The sequence below is a fragment of the Neisseria mucosa genome, from assembly GCF_003044445.1.
In the GTDB taxonomy this organism is placed as follows: Bacteria; Pseudomonadota; Gammaproteobacteria; order Burkholderiales; family Neisseriaceae; genus Neisseria; species Neisseria mucosa_A.
The window spans coordinates 1-20,962 of the sequence record NZ_POWX01000005.1 but is presented as its reverse complement, the minus strand read 5'-3'; the positions used below and the strand labels follow the sequence as shown (position 1 = coordinate 20,962).

17 protein-coding genes and 1 riboswitch are annotated in these 20,962 nt (G+C 44.0%); of the genes, 6 read left to right on the top strand and 11 right to left on the bottom strand.

Annotated elements, in window-relative coordinates:
* The first annotated feature begins 68 nt into the window (after window positions 1-68).
* Window positions 69-1,067, top strand: coding sequence for a L,D-transpeptidase (locus DBY90_RS04110; RefSeq protein WP_070493359.1), 999 nt, complete (start codon window positions 69-71; stop codon window positions 1,065-1,067).
* A gap of 284 nt (window positions 1,068-1,351) precedes the next feature.
* A complete protein-coding gene (gene argC / locus DBY90_RS04105) occupies window positions 1,352-2,395 on the top strand; it encodes an N-acetyl-gamma-glutamyl-phosphate reductase (protein WP_003743745.1) in 1,044 nt (347 codons plus the stop codon).
* A gap of 98 nt (window positions 2,396-2,493) precedes the next feature.
* Here argC and aroB read toward each other — a convergent pair whose 3' ends face one another.
* The 7 genes from aroB to pilM all read right to left on the bottom strand — a co-directional run bounded on the left by aroB (window position 2,494) and on the right by pilM (window position 9,989).
* A complete protein-coding gene (aroB, locus tag DBY90_RS04100) occupies window positions 2,494-3,573 on the bottom strand; it encodes a 3-dehydroquinate synthase (RefSeq protein ID WP_039856166.1) in 1,080 nt (359 codons plus the stop codon).
* Between the two features lie 195 nt (window positions 3,574-3,768).
* Window positions 3,769-4,305, bottom strand: coding sequence for a shikimate kinase (locus tag DBY90_RS04095; RefSeq protein WP_232501975.1), 537 nt, complete (start codon window positions 4,303-4,305; stop codon window positions 3,769-3,771).
* Between the two features lie 545 nt (window positions 4,306-4,850).
* Complete coding sequence (pilQ, locus tag DBY90_RS04085; protein ID WP_016686778.1) at window positions 4,851-6,986, bottom strand: type IV pilus secretin PilQ; 2,136 nt, start codon at window positions 6,984-6,986, stop codon at window positions 4,851-4,853.
* 18 nt (window positions 6,987-7,004) lie between these two features.
* Window positions 7,005-7,559: a pilus assembly protein PilP gene (locus DBY90_RS04080; RefSeq protein WP_003743750.1), complete on the bottom strand. Its 555-nt coding sequence runs from the start codon at window positions 7,557-7,559 to the stop codon at window positions 7,005-7,007.
* A 17-nt stretch (window positions 7,560-7,576) separates the two neighbouring features.
* Window positions 7,577-8,263, bottom strand: a complete 687-nt coding sequence (locus DBY90_RS04075; RefSeq protein ID WP_003743751.1) for a type IV pilus inner membrane component PilO — start codon at window positions 8,261-8,263, stop codon at window positions 7,577-7,579.
* Window positions 8,264-8,878, bottom strand: coding sequence for a PilN domain-containing protein (locus DBY90_RS04070; RefSeq protein WP_003743753.1), 615 nt, complete (start codon window positions 8,876-8,878; stop codon window positions 8,264-8,266).
* 1 nt (window position 8,879) lies between these two features.
* A complete protein-coding gene (gene pilM, locus DBY90_RS04065; protein ID WP_003743755.1) occupies window positions 8,880-9,989 on the bottom strand; it encodes a type IV pilus assembly protein PilM in 1,110 nt (369 codons plus the stop codon).
* 146 nt (window positions 9,990-10,135) lie between these two features.
* On the opposite strand from pilM, the gene DBY90_RS04060 reads away from it, so the two are divergent.
* Window positions 10,136-12,535 (top strand): penicillin-binding protein 1A, encoded by a 2,400-nt coding sequence (locus tag DBY90_RS04060; protein ID WP_107986565.1) that lies wholly within the window; start codon window positions 10,136-10,138, stop codon window positions 12,533-12,535.
* A 646-nt stretch (window positions 12,536-13,181) separates the two neighbouring features.
* On the opposite strand, the gene DBY90_RS04055 is transcribed toward DBY90_RS04060, so the two are convergent.
* Window positions 13,182-14,630, bottom strand: coding sequence for an efflux transporter outer membrane subunit (locus DBY90_RS04055; RefSeq protein WP_039856168.1), 1,449 nt, complete (start codon window positions 14,628-14,630; stop codon window positions 13,182-13,184).
* 50 nt (window positions 14,631-14,680) lie between these two features.
* A complete protein-coding gene (locus tag DBY90_RS04050; RefSeq protein ID WP_003743760.1) occupies window positions 14,681-15,175 on the bottom strand; it encodes a MarR family transcriptional regulator in 495 nt (164 codons plus the stop codon).
* Between the two features lie 461 nt (window positions 15,176-15,636).
* Window positions 15,637-15,681: riboswitch (PreQ1 riboswitch) on the top strand.
* Between the two features lie 4 nt (window positions 15,682-15,685).
* Here DBY90_RS04050 and queF point away from each other — a divergent pair.
* Together queF and DBY90_RS04040 are read left to right on the top strand one after the other, a co-directional pair.
* Window positions 15,686-16,159: a preQ(1) synthase gene (gene queF / locus DBY90_RS04045; protein ID WP_070492514.1), complete on the top strand. Its 474-nt coding sequence runs from the start codon at window positions 15,686-15,688 to the stop codon at window positions 16,157-16,159.
* A 75-nt stretch (window positions 16,160-16,234) separates the two neighbouring features.
* A complete protein-coding gene (locus tag DBY90_RS04040) occupies window positions 16,235-16,918 on the top strand; it encodes a 7-cyano-7-deazaguanine/7-aminomethyl-7-deazaguanine transporter (protein ID WP_070492513.1) in 684 nt (227 codons plus the stop codon).
* A 453-nt stretch (window positions 16,919-17,371) separates the two neighbouring features.
* Here the strand turns inward: DBY90_RS04040 and DBY90_RS04035 are convergent, their stop codons facing one another.
* Entirely contained in the window at window positions 17,372-18,667 is a 1,296-nt protein-coding gene (locus tag DBY90_RS04035) for a M23 family metallopeptidase (protein ID WP_070492583.1), read from the bottom strand.
* A 313-nt stretch (window positions 18,668-18,980) separates the two neighbouring features.
* Here DBY90_RS04035 and DBY90_RS04030 point away from each other — a divergent pair, with 313 nt between their 5' ends.
* Window positions 18,981-19,982 (top strand): hypothetical protein, encoded by a 1,002-nt coding sequence (locus DBY90_RS04030; protein WP_083286735.1) that lies wholly within the window; start codon window positions 18,981-18,983, stop codon window positions 19,980-19,982.
* A gap of 192 nt (window positions 19,983-20,174) precedes the next feature.
* Here DBY90_RS04030 and DBY90_RS04025 read toward each other — a convergent pair.
* Window positions 20,175-20,962, bottom strand: a 788-nt coding sequence (locus DBY90_RS04025; RefSeq protein WP_234405098.1) for a YadA family autotransporter adhesin, incomplete at its 5' end; no start/stop codon positions are given.

Sequence of the window (20,962 nt, the reverse complement as noted above, 5' to 3'; positions counted from 1 at the left end):
GCACAAAACCCAAAAGATTCAGGTATGATTGCCCGAAATATTTCCACCTCGTTTTTAAATTTTAAAACATGAAAAAAATTCTCTTCAGTACAAGCCTCGCGGCTCTGACCGCCTACGCAACTGCCAACACTCCCGTTCCTGATGTTTCGCCCGTCTCACAAGGTCAACATGTTGTCATCAACATTCCGCAACAGCGTCTGTTCCTCTATACCGACGGACAACTAACAAAAATTTATCCTGTTGCTGTCGGCAAAGCCATGACCCAAACCAACCTTGGGGAACACAAAATCGGAGCCAAAGCTTTTAATCCTACTTGGCACATTCCGAAATCTATTCAAAAAGAACGCGGAGACGGCGTCAAATCCGTACCGCCCGGCCCCAATAATCCTCTGGGTCCTGTTTTTGTCCGTTTGGGCGACCCGAAATTCAGTTTGGGCATTCACGGCACGAACGCGCCTGCCAGCGTACCGGGCGTCCGCAGCCACGGTTGTGTGCGCATGAAGTCTCCGGATGCGCTTGAATTTGCAAAAACCATCGCAACCGGCGCCCCTGCTTCCGTTATTTACCAACTTGCCAGCCTCAACGAAGATGCCAATAAAAATCTTTGGCTGGCTGCATATCGCGATCCTTACAATAAAAAGAACCTCGATACCGATGCACTGAAAAAAAGTATTGCCGCCTGGGCTAAGGCGCACGGCAAAACGATTAATGCCACCCGTATCGATGCAATTTTGAAGGCGCGTACCGGAGCGGCAAACTGTTTGACCTGTGCCAAAGGCGTCAAATTGAAAACCCCGCTGAAATCCTTGGCATGGATGAGCGGCTCCAGTGCCTTCAGCAAACCGAAAGTCATGCCGAAACCCGCCCCTGTGAAAGATGAAGTATTACCCGCCGGTTCTGAAATCGAAATAGATGCCGAAGATACTCCGACTCCGAAAGCAGCTTCGGAATACTCACCGAGAAAACCCAAAGCTGCCGAATACACCCCTCCACCGGCAGCTTCTACACCTTCCTATCCAAAATATGATCTGCCGGCAGACGGAGATCCTACTTCATTGCTGTTTTAAGTAGAGATTGCCCTATAACTGTTTAAAATAGAATAGGTTGCTCACCATTTATTCTGCATGAACAGGAATAACCGTTAGGTAAGTTGCCTTTATAAGGTCGTCTGAAAACTTGTTTTCCATGTTTTCAGACGACTTTTATTTTATATATGTCAGTACCGTTTCGTATTACTCATAGTGGCTGTTTCCACTATACATCACCGTTCCTCTATAATGGGCCACAGTATTCGAACGAAGTCGATACCGGCAAATCTGCCTACATCTAAAAATTACTCTTGGAGAAATCTATGAATTCGAAAATCAAAGTCGGCATCGTCGGTGCAACAGGCTACACCGGCGTAGAGCTTTTACGGCTTCTCAGCAGTCATCCGAATATTGAAATTACAACGGTAACCAGCCGCAGCGAGTCAGGTAAAGCAGTTTCTGATTACTTTCCCAGTCTGAGGGGAATCTACGATCTGACCTTTCAAACACCCGAACACGCCGGTTTGGAAAAATGCGATATTGTCTTTTTCGCCACCCCAAATGGAATCGCCATGAACGATGCTCCCCGTCTTTTGGAAAAAGGTATCCGCATCGTCGACTTATCCGCTGACTTTCGTATACAGAATATTTCCACATGGGAACATTGGTACAAAATGAAGCACGTCAGCCCCGATATTGTTCCTCAAGCGGTGTACGGATTAAGTGAATTAAACCGAGATGCCATCGCGTCTGCACAAATCGTTGCCAACCCCGGCTGTTATCCGACCTGCGTTTCACTGCCTTTACTGCCCTTGCTGAAAGAAGGTCGTCTGAAACCGCATATGCCGCTGATTGCAGACTGTAAATCAGGCGTATCCGGCGCAGGTCGGAAAGCCAATATCGGCTCGCTGCTTTGTGAAGCCGGGGATAATTTTAAAGCCTACGGCATTGCGGGACACCGACACCAACCCGAAATTCAGCAAACCATCGCCACATTGCAACCAGAAATTGCCAAACATTTCATCTTCGTTCCTCATCTGACACCCATGATCCGTGGTATGCACGCCACTTTATACCTGCATCTTGAGGACGGATGCAATCCGGAAGCGGTTTTACGCGAATTTTATCGGGACAGTCCTTTTGTGGACATCATGCCGGCCGGTTCAACACCAGAAACCCGCAGCGTGCGCGGGGCAAACCTTTGCCGTGTCAGCATCCAAAAATCTTCGTCTGACAATGTATGGATCGCTCTGTCCGTCATCGACAACTTAGTTAAAGGGGCGGCAGGACAAGCTGTTCAAAATATGAATATCATGTTCGGCTTTGATGAAAAACTCGGTTTGATACAAACTCCACTCCTACCTTAATCATATAAAAAGGTCGTCTGAAAACTTTTCAGACGACCTTTCTCTATTTTTGACTCATGCGACAATGAATATGCACGGCACATTTACTGGAATGCGCATTACAAATACGGCTGCAAAGTCCGCTTTAAAATATCAATATCGCTAACTTCAGTAATATTGGCTTCCCCCAAACGGTTCAGCCCGATAAAGCGCATCACGCCGCTACTGACCTTTTTATCATGACTCATATGGCTGATCCATTTTTCAAACGGGAATTTAGGCGGCAATGACGGCAATCCTGCAGCCTCCATTAAAACAGCGATTCGACGTGTGTCCGCATCGGAAATTTTACCCAATGCTTCGGATAATCTACCTGCCAGCACGCAACCCGCTGCCACTGCCTCACCATGCAACCATACTCCGTAACCCATTTCCGCCTCGATAGCGTGTCCGAAAGTATGACCAAGATTAAGCCACGCGCGGATACCTTGTTCGGTTTCATCTTTGGCAACAATGTCGGCTTTCATTTTGCAGCAGTGATATACCGCCTGCGTCAATTTCTCTTGGTTTTGTACCATCAAATCCGCAATGTTTTGTTCCAACCACTCAAAGAAATCAACATCGCCAAGTGCACCATATTTAATAACTTCCGCCATGCCTGCCGATAATTCTCGGCGCGGCAAGGTCTTCAATGTTTCCAAATCAGCCAAGACCGCCTGCGGTTGGTAAAACGCACCAATCATATTTTTTCCAAGCGGATGGTTGATGCCCGTCTTCCCACCTACGGATGAATCCACTTGACTCAACAGAGTTGTCGGGATTTGGATAAACGGCGCACCTCGTTGATACGTTGCAGCGGCAAAGCCGACCATATCGCCGATTACCCCGCCACCCAATGCAATTAGTGTGGTTTTCCGTTCGGCCCTGTTTTCCATCAATCCGTCAAAAATAAGGTTCAATGTCTGCCAGTTTTTATATTTTTCGCCATCCGGCAAGATAATGCTGAAATGCCTGATACCGATTCTGTCCAAACTCATTTGAAGACTTTTCAGATATAAAGGCGCAACAGTCTCGTTGGTTATGATTGCGGCTGTTTTATTCAAATAAGGCTTGAGTAAACTATCAGCCTGACCGATAAGGTCGTACCCGATAAAAATAGGATATTGATGAGACGGAGTTTGAACAGTCAAAGTACGCATAGGAGAAGACTCCTTGTCAAAATAAATCATGTGAGAACAACGCAAAATAATATACGCTTGCCGTTCTGTTGAAAACTGACTAGATAAAGAACGTTTTATCAAGCAAAACCAATAGGGCTGCAAGCGCATAACTAAAAGTCGTCTGAAACCGTTTTTATTACATTTCAGACGACCTAATCAACAAAGGCAACACCTTCAATCATCATATTCAATGAATTGTCGCTCATCCAAACATTCAACCAATTTTCGAAGGGTTTTAGCACAACTCTCAGACTCTATAACGATATGCGCAGTCTCACGATAAATCGGATCCCGAACCGTATACAATCCGCGTAATTTCTTTAAAGGATCGTCCGTTTTTAAAAGCGGGCGGCTGCTATCATAACGTGTACGCTCCAACAGCACTTCAGGTAATGCATGCAAATAAACTACCGTACCATGCTCACGCAAGAAACGTCGATTTTCTTCACGCAAAACCGAGCCACCTCCCGTCGACAACACAATACCGTTTAATGCCGACAGCTTTTTCAGCATCAAAGTCTCACGGTGGCGGAATCCTTCCTCTCCTTCCATCTCAAAGATAGTGGAAATAGAAACACCTGACGCTGAGCAAATTTCCAAATCACTATCATAAAACGGGCAATCGTAAATTTGAGCAAACTGCCTTCCCAGCGTTGTTTTTCCTGCTCCCATCAATCCGATGAGAATTAAATTACCATTGAGCTTTTCCATGAAGGTGTTCATCCGATACAAGATTTATGAATACTGCCGAGCATGCGTTAGTGCTTATTTATACTTAGTTTCCAACAGTACCGATTATATCGTGTTTAACCCTGCTTACCTAAGACCATGGATGGTATAAAGATTAAAGTGATGTTTTCAGACGACCTCTCTATAGTAATAGTAGCTTCATCCCCACTCATTTGTCACAAACAATTTATAGTGGATTAACTTTAAACCAGTACGGCGTTGCCTCGCCTTGCCGTACTATCTGTACTGTCTGCGGCTTCGCCGCCTTGTCCTGATTTAAATTTAATCCACTATAGAATGAAAGTAGCCATCAGTGTATAAAAAACTCAATATCTCTTACTATGTGGTGAAGTCTAGATTAAACTCCTCAACAAATAGAAATACATCAATCATCAAATATAGCTATTACCATTTATGGATATTTCACCATATTCCTTCCGAAATAAACAAAAATCCCTAAAATTCCCTATCTAATTTGTGCCAATTAAAAAGGCATATACCCTTCCGAGTATATGCCTTTTCCAATTTTAGTAGCGGAGATTGCTGCCTACACCATCCATAATTCGCGGGGTGATGAAAACCAGCAATTCGCGACGCTCTTCTTTTTTCGCACGGGATTTGAACAAATTGCCTACCACTGGCAAATCGCCCAATAATGGTACTTTGTTAATCGTATCGCTATTATCTTCTTCATAGATACCGCCAACAATCAACGTGCCACCATCTTCAACCATTGCCTGAGTATTCAAGTTTTTAGTCTGAATACATTTGGTAATCAAAGAGTCCACTGTACAGTCTTGCGGCGTATCTTTGGTAATTTTTACAGTCATGATAACTTGACCATCAGGCGTTACATTCGGCGTTACCGTTAAGCCCAACACGGCTTTTTTGAACGAAACCGAAGTTGCACCACTGGAAGAAGCCTCCTGATACGGTATTTCGGTACCGGACTCAATAGTAGCTTCTCTACGGTCTTGAGTCAGGACACGCGGATTAGAAATGGTCTTACTTTTACCGGTAGCTTCCGAAGCAGAAATTTCCAAACCCAATGCACCTGATGACAAAGCTCGTACCAGAGCAATATTATTAGTCGCTGCTGCTGCAGGCAGGCTAATATTCGGTTGTAAAGACCATGTACGGTAATTTGCATCACCTCGCAAAACAGCCGAATTAGTATTATGGTTATCTTGCGCATTACTCCAAGAGTTACCCCAAGCGTTGCGTCCTTTGGAACCTGCGACACCGAATTTCACCCCCAAATCACGCGAAAAACCGTCTTTTGCTTCAACAATACGGGCTTCAACCATGACTTGACGAGTCGGCACATCCAACTCCTCAATTAACTTACGGAATTTTTCTACAACATTTCGATTATCTGTAATAATCAAAGTATTCGTTGCAGGATCAATCAGCGCACTACCACGGCCACTCAACAAGGTATTTCTACCATTGGAGTTTCCACTATTGTTGTCGTCCAAACGTAAAATTTTCCGGAACTCTTCTACATTCTTATATTTCAATTGGAAGGTTTGAGAATATAAAGGCCCCAACTCAGCAATTTCTTTCTCTGCCTGTAAGAAAGCCTTATCTTTGGCCAACAATTCATCACGAGGTGCAATATTGATGATATTACCTTGTCGGCGCATATCCAAATTACGCGCCTGCATAACCAAATCCAAAGCCTGATCCCAAGGCACATCTTTCAAAGAAAGTGTCATTTTACCATTCACGGAATCACTGGCCACGATATTAACCCCGGACTCCTTCGCAAGGATTTGTAAAATGGTACGTACTTCAACATCTTGGAAGTCTAGGGAAATTTTACGGCCGCGGAAAGATTTATTTGGATTTGCATTCAATCCACTTGATTCCGTACTAGCGGACTTAGGCATTACTTCAAAAGCAAATTGACCATTTGCAGCCTTGGTATTGAAATCCCAATTACCATTATTACGAATAATGAGTTGGGCATCATTTCCAATACGTTTTAACGTAATATTTTTAACCGGTGTACTGAAATCGGCAACATCCAAACTGCGTTGCGCTTGTGTTGGCAACGGATAATTTTTCAGAGTAATAATAACTCGATCACGTTGTTGCTTCACTTCAGGCTTTCCTGTAAAAGCAGGCGCATTCAATTCCACAATACCAGAGTTATGTGCACCTTTTCTGAAGTCAATATTAGCTGAATTTACAGTTTGTTTGACTGTTTCAGACGAGCTTACTTTCTGATGTGCATTTCCATTATTTGAAATAGCTGCAGAAGTTATGGTTCGATCAGATGATTCTGTAACAAATACCCATACTTCATTACCATGGACTTCAGTATTATATTGCGCTGCTTTATTCAATCCCAAAACAATACGAGATCGGTCATTATTCTGAGCCGCAGTAATTTGATTTAACAAAGGATCTGCGTATTCCAATACAGGTTGAGCCAATTGAATATTTGTTTTGGCAAAATCCAAGGCAATTCGGGACGGAGTGGATGTAACAAAACCGCTCGGGCTAATCACATCCCGATCAAAACGAATTTTGATAATTTTTTGACTATCCGGCAAAGTTGATACATTAATATCAGTAATATTACCTGCCAACGCAATTTGTGCTGCCGCAATCATACTGATGCCGGCAAATAATTTCGTCATATTTTTAGTTTTCATGAAGTGAGACCCCTTAAATTAGTTTGAATTCGTTGCTGAAGCATTACCGACATCATTTGAACTATTTTCAGCATTATTACTTAATGACAATTCCGCCTTTCGATAAATCCAATTGCCCGAACTATCCTCAACCAATTCTGTCAAAACAATCAAATCCTCAGTAATGCTTTGGATTTTTCCATAATTTTGTCCGATGTAATTCCCCGGATAAACTGTATAGACATGTCCATTTACATCAATAAAACCGGCAGTTTTACTGCCATTACTCAGCATCCCTACGTACCGCATATTTTCTAAACTGAATGCTTCCAATGCTTCTTTTGGACGATTAGGATTTGGAGCGTTATTACCTTTAGGGGCATTATCCAACCGTCGAAAATCGAATGCATTTAAACCACTATAAGCCGGTGGATTATAAACAGCTGGAGGGTTCACTACCGGAGCCTCAAATGGAATGATATGAGACTTAGCATCCTGACGTGTCTTAGTCATCCACTCATTCAAATCGTCATATGCCGGTGTACACCCCGTCAATGACAGGATACTTGTAAGTAAGAAAATTTTATTTTTCATGATTTTCCTATCATTTATTATTTTTGTTCAGAATTGGCTTGGCCATTTTCTGAATCCCCCTGTGCCTGACTCTGCTGAGCGGCAAGTTCTGCTGCTACTTCATCTGCTGGACGGGCTTTATATGTCGTCGCAATTGCTCTAAGCGTTAAAATATCATTTTTACTATCTTTGCTATTTTTACTATCTGAAACATGCGATATTTTTAACGACTCCAATGTAATTATCCGCGATAAACCACCAACATCTCTAGCAAATTGGTTAATCTGATTATATTTGCCCGTAATCGATATTTCATACGGTAACTTCTGTATTGGTCCATCATTGACCGGAACCTGTGGAACTACACTATCTAAGCGAAGACCGTTTGCTGAACCTGCCTGGTGCAGTTCTTGAATCAAAGTAGGAATTTCAGCATCAGTAGGTAGCTGTTTTAACAAGATGTCAAATGAAGAACGAATAGAGGCCAATTCGGCTTTCAAGTTATCCAAACTTGCAGCCTCAATACTCTTTTTCGTATATGTTTCCTTTAACTCTGCCTCCTTTGCCTCTTGGGTTGAAAGTGTTTCCAGCTGATCACGAAATACTATTCCATAGCCAACTGCCAATACTCCTGCAACTGCTAATGCAGCTAATACAAACTTTGCAGCAGGATTCAACAAATATAAATTCTGAATATCCAAATTTTTTACTTTTGCTGAGGCCATTTATTTTTCCTCCCCGTTCTGTGCTTTCGTCGGATCATCATTAATTGCTTCTCTCTCAGACTTGACTGGAATACTCGCAGAACCAATCATAGATTTAATATTAAATTCTTGATAATTATCAATTTTCTTAATTTCCAAAAGTTCTGGCTGCGTAAAAATACCTGTACTTGGCAAAGACCGCATAAACATGGCAATTTTATTATCGCTAATCGCTCGACCTGTAATCTTATAAGAAGTCGGATTTTCTGCATCAAGAGAAGTGATATAAGTATTATCTGGAATAACCACATTCAAACTATCGATGATATATGCAGCTTGGGAACGTTTTTCTTGCAACTCCTCAACTTTTTGCTTTTTAGCCAAGAAGTTTTCTTTTTCCTGCTGTAATTTTTTTATTTCTCCTAAATCATTATCCAACTTGGTAATTTCTGCTTCCAAAAATGTATTCCTACTTTCTTGATCACTAATAGCATTATTGATCGCTAAATAAGCTATTGCAGATAAACCAACTCCTATTAATAACGAAGAAAGCATCAAAATTTTAAATTGCTGTCTTTTACGTTGCTTAATTTCTTCTCTATATGGGAGAAGGTTAATTTTAATTAATTCAGTCATATTACAATCCCCTTAATGCTAATCCAAATGCAAGTGTCAAAGCAGAAGCATCAACTTGTAACTGTGACAAATCGACCTTACCGCCTCGCTCCACGTATGTAACTGGCTGAATACATTGTGTTGCTGTATTTGTCTGCGAAAAAATGCTTTCAGCCAAACCAGTCTGTTGCGATGCAGAGCCAGTTAATAAAATATGCTTCACATTTGAAAAAGCATCTGTCGGCTGTGTTGTGTAATAAAACTGTAATACTCTTTGCACCTCCTGAGCCACTTGAACATTAAAACGGTCTGCAATTTGTGCTTGATAATCAGTTGGTTTACTCGTAGATACCATCATTTGGGCAGCTTTTTCTTCCGTAACCTGATATGTACGTTGAATCAACTGGTTCAATTGCTCAGTACTTACAGGCATTTCCTGCTTGTATAGAATTTGCCCATTCTGAATAATCAACGCATACATCTGTGTTGCATAAATTCCAAATATAGCAACTTTTTCATTTGTTAATTCAGGAGCGTACTGGTTAATCCAAAATACGAAGGCATTACGCTGCGCCAATAAATCCAAATCTAACGCCGATAGGGACAATCCTGCCCCCTCAAACATTTCGATCATAGGTTCAACGTCATCCTTACGCGCTGCAACCGTCAAAATCTGCTGCCCTGCTGGAATAACAGACGCACCGACGACTTGATAATCATAATTTATTTCATCGATAGGTCCGATTGAGGAGATTTCGGATTCTGCAAATTCATCCAAATCCAACTCAGTATCCTTTTGTGAATAAACCACTTGCTCAATTGTCGCTAATCCTTGAGGGATAGCTGCAATAATATTCTTACAAGAACTGCGCAATTGTGAATATGCGTGTTGCAAATAAGTAACAAGTTGGTCGTAGTCTTGAATTTTGTTACCTTTTACAATATTTTTAGGTAATTTAGTAATAACGTATTTTTCCAACTGAATTTGGTTTAAACTACGCCCTGACAGCTGAACCATCTTGATGGCATGCTGACTAATATCGATGCCGATGGCAGAACGGTTGCTTAACCCTGAAGAGGACTTGCCAGCCTTACTAGTTGTATTTTTAGGGTTTTTTGATAAGCCAATCATAAGATTTCCCTGTATTATTAGGAGTGAGTAACTGTTTCGATATCCGTAAAGGACTTGCTCTTTACACGAGAAATGCCGTGTTTTATAGAAATCGATATCTATTTTACTTTATTTAATACCAATAATGGCAAAATTATTACCTAGTCATGATTAAAAAGATTATAACAACCTGTATCGGTTTGATGTTGGGCCTAGCAATTTTTACTACTGGATTGATTGCTATAGCAATTTTAGTAACCTACCCCAAACTCCCTCCCTTAGACTCCTTACAACACTACCAACCCAAAATGCCATTGACTATTTACTCGGCAGATGGGCAAATTATTGGCGTCTATGGTGAGCAACGGCGTGAATTTACCAAAATCAACGATTTCCCCGATATTCTCAAGAACGCGGTTATTGCCGCAGAAGACAAACGCTTTTACGAACATTGGGGCGTAGATGTTTGGGGTATTGCTCGAGCAGCGATTAGTAATATCGTTGCAGGAGGCGTTCAATCTGGTGCAAGCACTATCACTCAACAAGTTGCCAAAAACTTCTATTTAAGCAGTGAACGTACATTTACCCGAAAATTTAACGAAGCACTTTTAGCCTATAAAATTGAACAATCCTTGAGCAAGGATAAGATTTTAGAGCTATATTTCAACCAGATTTACTTGGGACAACGCGCTTATGGGTTTGCTTCGGCAGCGCAGATTTATTTCAATAAAAATGTTAAAGATTTGACTTTGGCCGAGGCTGCCATGTTGGCCGGACTACCTAAGGCTCCTTCTGCATACAATCCCATTGTGAATCCAGAACGCGCCAAACTGCGACAAACTTATATCCTGAATAATATGCTGGAAGAAGGGATGATCACTTCTCAGCAACGTGACGATGCATTAAAAGAAGAATTACATTACGAGCGGTTTGTACAAAAAATTGATCAAAACGCGTTGTATGTAGCAGAAATGGTTCGTCAAGAACTATATGAAAAATATGGTGAAGAAGCCTACACCCAAGGCTTTCATGTTTATACAACCGTAAATACCGAAAATCAGCGTGTTGCTACCGAAGCATTGCGTAAGGTCTTAAGAAACTTTGACCGAGGCAGTAGCTACAGAGGAGCAGAAAACTACATTGACCTCAGCAAAACAGATGATGTTGAAGAAACAGTCAGCCAATATTTATCTACTTTATATACCGTGGATAAAATGGTTCCTGCGGTTGTCTTAGAAGCCTCTCGAAAAGCGGTACAAATCCAACTACCCAACGGTCGTAAAATTACCCTTGATACTAAATCGTTAGGTTTTGCAGCTAAAGCAGTTAATAATGAAAAGATGGGGGAAGACCGTATCCGACGCGGTTCAGTCATCAGAGTGAAAAATATTGGCAATGGCTGGACCGTTGTACAAGAACCTTTACTACAAGGTGCACTTGTTTCTTTAGATGCCAAAACCGGGGCTGTTCAAGCATTAGTTGGTGGCTATGACTACCATAGCAAAACTTTTAACCGTGCAACTCAGGCAATGCGCCAACCTGGTTCAACATTCAAGCCTTTCGTATATTCTGCTGCACTAGCTAAAGGTATGACAGCCTCAACCATGATAAATGATGCCCCAATATCCCTACCAGGAAAAGGAGCAAATGGTGGTGTGTGGTCCCCAAAAAATTCAGATGGGCGTTATTCTGGTTACATTACATTGCGCCAAGCATTAACTGCATCGAAAAATATGGTCTCTATCCGCATCCTGATGTCTATCGGAATCGGATACACCCAACAATATGCTCAGCGTTTTGGTTTTAAACCGTCTGAGCTTCCCACAAGTTTATCGATGGCTTTGGGTACCGGAGAAACTACTCCACTCCGTATTGCAGAGGCATATAGTGTTTTTGCCAATGGTGGTTATAAAATCTCAGCTTATGTTATCGACAAAATCTACGATAGCCAAGGTCGTCTGAAAGCACAGATGCAACCCTTAGTTGCAGGAGAAAATGCTCCTCAGGCGATTGATCCTCGAAACGCATATATCATGTATAAAATTATGCAAGACGTAGTCCGTGCTGGTACTGCTCGAGGTGCAACAGCATTAGGTCGAAGCGACATTGCCGGTAAAACCGGAACGACCAATGACAACAAGGATGCATGGTTTGTCGGCTTTAATCCCAAAGTGGTAACTGCTGTTTATGTTGGTTTTGACAAACCCCGCAGTATGGGGCGTGCAGGTTATGGTGGAACGATTGCAGTTCCGGTATGGGTGGATTATATGCGTTACGCTCTCAAAGGCACTGAGATCAAGGGAATGAAAGCACCTGAAGGCATAGTTTCTAATGGTGGCGAGTATTATATGAAGGAACGACTGACTACCAGTTCTGACTTGGCCTTGGAAAACGGTGGAGTAGCACCACGCCCGATCCCTCAATCATCTAGACGTACTCGTCAACCTTCTGACGACAATGTGTCTGATGCCCAAAACTCTAACCGCCCTGGACGCCAAGAGTTACAAGAGGAACCGGTTGTACCAAGCAATACCGGCAATAATAAACAGTTAGACTCTTTATTCTAAAGCCAAAATTTTAAATTATTGAAAATAAAGCGGTCTTGCTATTAAAGTAGCAAGATCGCTTTATTTTAACCAATGGCTGCTCAGAATATCTTATTCAAACACTAATAAAATCAGTTAGATACTTAATATTTTCATTTTTTACTTTAGCCTTCACTCAAATTTAAAAAATAATTTTCATATCTTTCAGAAAGTTATCTTGAATTTAAAAATTTGTTATTGATAATAATTACTATTATTATATAATAGCAATCACTCGGATGCCGTCCTGCTTCGAGTCATTAAACAACGATTCTCCCCTCTTCATTTTTTTATCTCATCGGAGTGCGCATATACGAGACATACCGTTCCCCTTATATCAGATACTCAAAACCGAAAAACACAAAACCCGCTGCTTTTTAAGTAACGGGTTTTGTGTTTTTCTCAAGCAAAACATTATTTGAAATCTAGTCATCGCTCCTAAACAGTCAGCCCCTATTATTCAAATACACCAAAGGGAAAACTAAAATAGTAAGTTGATTGAAGATCATATTGGCATTTCTATAAAATTTTCTTTACATTCCCTAATTGTTACTAGTCCACTTATACCCTATCAGCAATCAACAGAGAGCAAAATGGCAGCTTGATTAACAAGCCGCCATTGTTTTCCTCAGCGTACTTTTTTACCTGTACTTTTTTTTGAGACATTTCGTTCCAAAGGCTCAAGCTTAAACCCTCCGCCCAATTGGGTATTTAAATTGCTCCATGCAATCAATGACTCGGCTTGATATTGTGCTTTCTGCATTTTTAATTGGAGAAGTTCGTTCTGTTTTTGTAGAGCAGATAGACCATTATCTAATCCCGCATTGACACGACTATTCGCGTTACGGACCGTTTTCTCAGCAGTTTCCTGCATTTTTTCCCAAACGCTTTGTCGTTTCTGCATATTTTGATAGTCAACAACTGCATCAGCAGCAGCACGCATAGCATTTAAAACAGTACGGTCATAAAGGGCTACCTGTTCGTTATATTCAGCACGCCGCCCTGCCAACTTAGATTGTAATGCTCCTGAAGTAAAAATTGGCAGGTTTAAGGCAGGAAGTACGCCGATCATACCCGATGTGCGTCCTCGTACAACATTAAAAGCATCAATATGTGCCAGACCTGCCAAAACTTTGAGTTCTATATTGGGGTAAAACTCAGCTTCTGTTGCTTTAACCGTATTGAACCGAGATTCCAACATAGCTTTTTGTGCAGCAATATCCGGGCGGGCGCCCAATAAATCTGCATGAATTTTATTGACTGGAACAACGGGAACTGCCGCCATTTTTTCAGGCATATACAAAGATAAACCATCAGGGGTTGTCCCGCTTAATATTGCTAAAGCATGACGCACTTTAGCAATTCGGCGCTCTAACTCCAGCTTTTCCAACTGCATACTTTGCTGTTGCATTTCAACCGGATAAAGCGATTCTGCAGAAGCCAAGCGGGCATTAATCCTTCTGCGCATCAGTTGCTGCATCTTGTCTACGGTTTCGATACGCTCGGATAATAGATTTTGTTGTATTAACAACATCTGCCATGTGAAATATTGTGATGCAACCGCATTAGCGATATCAATGCGCGTTTGATGAGCCTCGTACAGAATGGCCTTACGCTTTCCTAATATGGACGCAGCCTGTTTCCGGTTCTTACCCCAAAAATCAAACGACCAAGTACCCTGTAAAGCAGTATTTGCCAATAATAAGGTATGGTCAGTATCAATATGACCGGATGGAGGCTTAGGAGCAACATATGCTCCCGCCCCTCGCGCGGACAACCCGATTTGCATTTTGCTTGCAGCTTCAGTTATTCCCAGCTGCGCTTGTGCTTGTTCGAAGCGTGCCTTAGCAATACGCAAATCGGGAGCATTACGGATAGAGAGTGCAACTAATTGGTTAAGTTTTTGGTCGTTCAGTTGCATCCACCACGCATCTTGAACTATGGCTGCTGACCTACCCTCAGATAGCCCGTAATTGGTAGGTTCTTCCAAAGGAGCCTGTTTACCGAATTGAGCGCAGGCAGAAAGTAGAATGGCGGTAGCGATACAGATTCCCTGTTTGTAGGGATTGGCTTTCATGGAATACTCCGTTTTATCATCGGTATCCGCCACATCCTGCATCCGCTTTATTAGCCCTCCAGCCGGCGCAGCAGCTTACCCAACAAATATTGCAACTGGTTATAATCTTCATCGGTGAAATCTTTCCAAGCCTCTTGGCTCGTACTGGAAACCTGCGGCCATACTTTTTGGATAAAAACCTCACCTTCGGGGGTCAATTTTAGCACAATCTGACGGCGGTCCTGCTGGTTGATATAGCGTGCAACCCAGCCTCGGCTAACCATTTCGTCCGACAATCTGGTTGCGCTGGTACGGGTCAGATCCATCAAATCACTCAAGCGTGATGGCAAAATTTCACTGTTCGGGCTGACGTAAACAGCCATCAAGGCAAACCAGAGGTTTTCATTGATGCCATATACTTTCAGATTATCATTCAGATGCGAACTGAGGCGTTCGGTTACGACCCGCAACATCCGCCCAGCCCTGGTCTGCTGCTCGGAAAATTGAGGCAGGCGGTCAGATAGGGTTTTTAATGCCGTGGTCAAATCGGTTTGTGAAAAACTCATGGTTTATTCCTCTTAATTACCAACTTCAATCGCCACCCCCTCCGATGAGAGCAACGATGAAAAAATCATTGAATCAAAATACCAAATATTTATTTTATGTGAACATACTAATCTAATTGACTATTCTTCTGATGAAAATCTGACAATCGGTTAAAGTTGATAACGAGTGGTACTTTTTATGCATAAAACATTATTTGCATTCGAGCGAACTACCAACTTTTGTCTTCCATCAAACCGACTCTTAGAACTTTCAGATACCTGCTTAGTTCTTACCACATAGCCTCATTTACCCGCAATTGACAGAAATAAGCTGAAAATAAAGCAATCATTTGAAAAATTACATTTTTAATCATTTTTTAAAATTGCGGTTACAATTCAAATCGTTTAATTGCGAATATCTTCAGACGATCTCCGATGCTGCATAAAGGTTACACATCACCCCTGCCTTATATTACAATCCACCCTTCGTGGTTCGAAAACCTCCCACATTAAAAAACTAAGGAAACCCTCATGTCCCGCAATACCGAAGAGCTGCAAGGCATCTCGCTTTTGGGCAATCAAAAAACCCAATATCCGACCGGCTACGCTCCCGAAATTCTCGAAGCATTCGACAACAAACATCCCGACAACGACTATTTCGTCAAGTTCGTCTGTCCCGAATTCACCAGCCTCTGCCCCATGACCGGGCAGCCCGACTTTGCCACCATCTACATCCGCTACATCCCGCACATCAAAATGGTGGAAAGCAAATCCCTGAAACTCTACCTCTTCAGCTTCCGCAACCACGGCGATTTCCATGAAGACTGCGTCAACATCATCATGAAAGACCTGATTGCCCTGATGGATCCGAAATACATCGAAGTTTTCGGCGAATTTACACCGCGCGGCGGCATCGCCATTCATCCCTTTGCCAATTACGGCAAAGCAGGTACCGAGTTTGAAACACTGGCACGCAAACGCCTGTTCGAACACGACAGACAATAATCCATCCCCTTTTACGCATTTTCAGACGACCTTTTTCATGAGAAGGTCGTCTGAAAGCCTTTCCGAAAGATTTCCATGTACGAATTTACAACAGCGCAACAACAGAAGGCACTCTTCTGGCTGGTGCTTTTCCATATCCTCATCATCGCTACCAGCAACTATTTGGTGCAGTTCCCCTTCCAAATTTTCGGCATCCACACCACTTGGGGCGCGTTTTCCTTTCCCTTCATTTTCCTTGCCACCGACCTGACCGTCCGCATTTTCGGTTCGCACTTGGCACGGCGGATTATCTTTTGGGTCATGTTCCCCGCCCTTTTGCTTTCCTACATCTTTTCCGTTTTGTTCCACGACGGCAGTTGGACGGGCTTAGGCGCGCTATTCGAATTCAATACCTTTGTCGGACGCATCGCCTTAGCCAGCTTTGCCGCTTACGCACTCGGACAAATCCTTGATATTTTTGTGTTCAACAAATTACGTCGTCTGAAAGCGTGGTGGATCGCCCCGACCGCATCAACCGTCATCGGCAACGCCCTGGATACATTGGTATTTTTCGCCATTGCCTTTTACGCAAGCAGCGATGAATTTATGGCAGCAAACTGGCAGGGCATCGCTTTTGTCGATTACCTGTTCAAACTCACCATCTGCACCCTCTTCTTCCTGCCTGCCTATGGCGTGATTTTGAATATCTTGACGAAGAAGCTGACTGCACTGCATCCTGCTCCCCCTACCAAACAGACGGTTTCTTTACAAGAAAACTGAAAGAAACGCTAAAAACTGCACACCCTTATCAAAAACGAAAAGGTCGTCTGAAACCTCAAATTCGGTTTCAGACGACCTTTTTTGATAACAAGTCTCTTATGGCAATCACACAACATAACACATAAAATAAAAACGTTACCTGCCGTTCTTGCTCAAAAACGAACGTACTTCCCGCCATGAAGACATGTTTCAAAATGACAACAAATACGTATCTCTACATCTCTCTCGCATAAATAACCGACTGATATTTCCGTTTAAATTTCCTATCAATTTATCATTGAGATTCTGGGTCATTCTGTTATTTGAAAGTCACTCCCAAGCAACTTGCCTCAAGCCGTATGAACTGGAAAAAGTTTTCGTATCCATTCCAATGCGAAAGGCCGTCCGAAAACCTTAAACCTGGTTTTCAGACGACCTTTTAAAGCATACCCCAATACTATATGGGCAGCCTGATTAATCCAATTGTGCCACAGAAACAGGCAGCCCGCGGACAGAGGCAAGTATGGTATTTGCCGATTTCTGCTGCTGACGGAACGCAGCCATGTTGGTTGGTGTCAGCTTAGGTGTCGGCAGGGCAACCGTAGTCGGGTTGACAGGCTGACTGTTCACGCGTGCTTCATAGTGCAGGTGCGGACCGGTAGAACGTCCCGTCGTACCGACGAATCCGATCACTTCGCCTGCACGCACCGTACCTTGGGCAGGCGTAAACGCGCTCATATGCCCGTATAAGGTTTCAACGCCGTTAGAATGGCGGATCATAACGGTATTACCGTAGCCGCCCTTCCAGCCTTTGAAGGTAATCACACCGTCAGCGGTCGCTTTAATCGGCGTACCGGAAGGAGCTGCGTAGTCAATACCGGTATGCATACGGACGGTATGCAAAACGGGGTGGACTCGGTAACCGAATGGGGATGAAATGCGCGTATAGACGACAGGCTCAATGTTGAAGCCCGCTTTTTGCTGGAGCGATTTGCCGCTTTGATCATAATAGCTGCCGCTCTCTTCGTCGCCTTTACCCTGGCTGTAGTAATAGGCTTGATGGCTTTTACCGCCTTTGACGATTTCAGCCGCCAGAATATTACCCGTACCCATCTGCTGTCCGCGGAAATACATGCTGTCATACAGCAATCGTATTACATCGCCTTCTTTCAAGTCCTCCAAGCTCAGTACGTCGGAGAAAATTTCGCTCAGTGACTCGCGGATTTCGACAGGAATTTCCGCCTGCGCCATTGCACCGCGTGCGGAAGTGCGGACAACGACGGAACGCAGGGTCGGCATGGTCTTCATATCCACTTCTGAAGTAGAAGCCTGCCATTTGCCTTTGACTTTTTCCAAAGCGACAAGGTTGCGCTCAAGCTCTTCATCCGTGAAAAACTGTACGTCGGTAACTTGTCCCGAAGCATCGATGCGGATATTGACAGACTGATTGGCGCGCAAATGTTGCATATCGCGTTCCGCACTGTTTTTCGCCATGATTTGCTTGATGTCGGTTTGGGGCACACCCATGCGGGTAAGCACATCGGCGAGGGAGTCGCCCTGCTGAACAACTTCTTGCGCCCAGTAACTGGACTGAAAATTACCGGTTTCAACATAAACTGCCGGCAATTCTTCAGAAACGCGCTCGACTTTGAATCCTTGATACTCGGGAACAGGTTCGGTTACTGCATAGGCAGTCATCGCGCCGGAAACGGGCAAAAGGATGCCCAACAGAGACCAGCGGATAGGTTTGTTGTGCCAAAATCGGCGCAATAAGGGAAATCGGGTTGTTTCGATCACGAATTATCCTTTTAATGCGGCGGTGCGGCTGCTTTATCAATCCGCACGGGCAATGTGATTTTCATTTAAAAGAAGACTGTCTGCTATTTATCCGTCTTTCAGACGACCTTTTTCATAGTTCGGCAAACAGCACAATGGGGAACCAAGGGCGTATTATCAAGGCTATTGTTTTGATTTACACCCGTTTTTTCTGAAATTTACGTCCGTAATTATATCACAATCGCGTATATTGCTTCAAACGCCCTATCCCATAGCCATTTGGGAATGGCCGGTATTCTCCCTTAAAATGATGCTTTTTCCCAACCTGCTGCCTGCCATGAACCTGACCCTTGCCATTCCGTCGCTGAACCGCCAAAGCGACGAATCCGTCCCATCTCTTACCCTGCCCGCCTTCAACCGTCTGCTGCGCTTCGGACATTTACACAAACAAGCAGTTGAAACATCAGAATTTTACGGGCGTTATTTATGGGACGGCAGTCTGCTCGAACACGCAAAAACTGCTGCAAACGTTCCACAGCAACAACCTGCCGCACTGGCTTCCCCGCTATGGCAGCAGATGGGTTTGCACCAAGTCAGCGTCGTTGGTGGCGAATATATCGGTATTGCTACTGACGAGGCAGATGAATTATGTCGCGAACTGTCTGATTTTTATCAGGACGAGGGTTGGCGGTTCGTCTCTGTTCGCCCCGATTTGTGGCTTGTCTTATTACCCAATCCGCAAGACTGGCAAATTAAGCCTGCATTAGATATTTACGGACAAATGGGGTCGTCTGAACAAGCATCAGGCAAAGATAGCGGACAATGGTTGGCCAAGCAGACGGAAATCCAAATGTGGCTGCACCAACACCCGATCAACAACATTCGCAACCAACTCGGAACACCGCCGATAAACGGTCTGTGGCTGTGGCACGATATTCAAGGGACGCAGCAATCACCCTCCCTATTCTCCGACAGCCCGTGGGCGCAATTTGCCTCCGGCCGCATAGATGCACCATACGACTTTCGCGCCTTTGCCTCTTGGATGCAAGAAACAAGAACAGACACTGCCGTCATTTTTATGGATGATTTGGCCGTTACCGGATTGACGGCAGACGTACTGACCTACCAAGATATTTTGCAGGATTGGGAACAACGCTGGTTCGACCCGATTTGGCAGGCGCTGCACACAGGTCGTCTGAAAAACCTGACCTTGACGACCGATGGGGAAAACGGCGGCGTATTAACACTCACACCCAAATCTCGTTGGAAATTTTGGCGGGCGGAAAAAATATTTACAGGGATTTGGTAAATTGAATCACCAAAGGTCGTCTGAAAAAGTCGTGATGTTGCTTTAGATTTCAGAAGAAAAACTTCCTTCATCCTTCCAGCCATGAATTTCAAATAAAACTAATTTATCCCCTACAAAATATAAAAAAGGTCGTCTGAAACCCTGTTTGGATTTCAGACGACCTTTGCTTTGCTTCAGCTAAGAGCCGTTAGCTTACCACTGGTACAACGCACCTGCTCCGACACCGACGTGGCCGTCTGTGTTGGCGGAGAAGTTGCCTTTAACAACCCAGTTACCGCCGTCGCTCATCGCAGACACGCCGATTGCCATGGCGGATTGACCACCGTAGTAGCCGCTACCCACGCCGATACCGGTCGCACCCGGACGGGTTACTTGCGGAATCGAGCCTTGTGCAATCGCACCCGCTACACCTGCGTAGGCTTTTTTGCCGACGCGTTCGATGTTGTTTTGCAGAGCATTACCCATGCCGGCAAGCTGGTTCAGGTTGACAGCATCCGTACCTTCTTTCGCCGGAGCGACGTTGGTGATGCGTTGTCCGCCGTTGTTCAGACCAATCGGGCTGAGGCTGACGGTATTCGCCGGATTATGGGCGGTCGGAGCAGCGATGCTGACACCTTGCGCGTTAACGGTTACACCGCCTGCGGTCACGCTGGTTACGTCGAGTTTATCGGTAGTCGCAACGTTGTACACGGTCTGACCGCTGTTGCCGGTCGTTTGGTTAACAACGACATTCTTACCTGCGGTAACTTCGGTTTTCGCCGCTGTCGCTTGTGTCGCTACGTTGGCAATCGCCTGGTTGGTGTAATACAACTGGCTGCCGTTGATCGCATCGGTAGAATCCGCCGATACCACACCTGCCGCCACACCTTGTACCTGACGGGTCTCGTCCGTGCCGTTGCCGACGGTAACGACGCCGGCGACTTTGTTCGCGGCGGCAGCCGAACCTGCTTTGCCTGCCACGGCTTTGTCGTTCAGGCCGC

Coding starts and splice junctions, on each gene's coding strand:
- DBY90_RS04110 (WP_070493359.1), top strand. CDS start 69: ATGAAAAAAATTCTCTTCAGTACAAGCCTCGCGGCTCTGACCGCCTAC.
- argC (WP_003743745.1), top strand. CDS start 1,352: ATGAATTCGAAAATCAAAGTCGGCATCGTCGGTGCAACAGGCTACACC.
- aroB (WP_039856166.1), bottom strand. CDS start 3,573: ATGCGTACTTTGACTGTTCAAACTCCGTCTCATCAATATCCTATTTTT.
- DBY90_RS04095 (WP_232501975.1), bottom strand. CDS start 4,305: ATGGAAAAGCTCAATGGTAATTTAATTCTCATCGGATTGATGGGAGCA.
- pilQ (WP_016686778.1), bottom strand. CDS start 6,986: ATGAAAACTAAAAATATGACGAAATTATTTGCCGGCATCAGTATGATT.
- DBY90_RS04080 (WP_003743750.1), bottom strand. CDS start 7,559: ATGAAAAATAAAATTTTCTTACTTACAAGTATCCTGTCATTGACGGGG.
- DBY90_RS04075 (WP_003743751.1), bottom strand. CDS start 8,263: ATGGCCTCAGCAAAAGTAAAAAATTTGGATATTCAGAATTTATATTTG.
- DBY90_RS04070 (WP_003743753.1), bottom strand. CDS start 8,878: ATGACTGAATTAATTAAAATTAACCTTCTCCCATATAGAGAAGAAATT.
- pilM (WP_003743755.1), bottom strand. CDS start 9,989: ATGATTGGCTTATCAAAAAACCCTAAAAATACAACTAGTAAGGCTGGC.
- DBY90_RS04060 (WP_107986565.1), top strand. CDS start 10,136: ATGATTAAAAAGATTATAACAACCTGTATCGGTTTGATGTTGGGCCTA.
- DBY90_RS04055 (WP_039856168.1), bottom strand. CDS start 14,630: ATGAAAGCCAATCCCTACAAACAGGGAATCTGTATCGCTACCGCCATT.
- DBY90_RS04050 (WP_003743760.1), bottom strand. CDS start 15,175: ATGAGTTTTTCACAAACCGATTTGACCACGGCATTAAAAACCCTATCT.
- queF (WP_070492514.1), top strand. CDS start 15,686: ATGTCCCGCAATACCGAAGAGCTGCAAGGCATCTCGCTTTTGGGCAAT.
- DBY90_RS04040 (WP_070492513.1), top strand. CDS start 16,235: ATGTACGAATTTACAACAGCGCAACAACAGAAGGCACTCTTCTGGCTG.
- DBY90_RS04030 (WP_083286735.1), top strand. CDS start 18,981: ATGATGCTTTTTCCCAACCTGCTGCCTGCCATGAACCTGACCCTTGCC.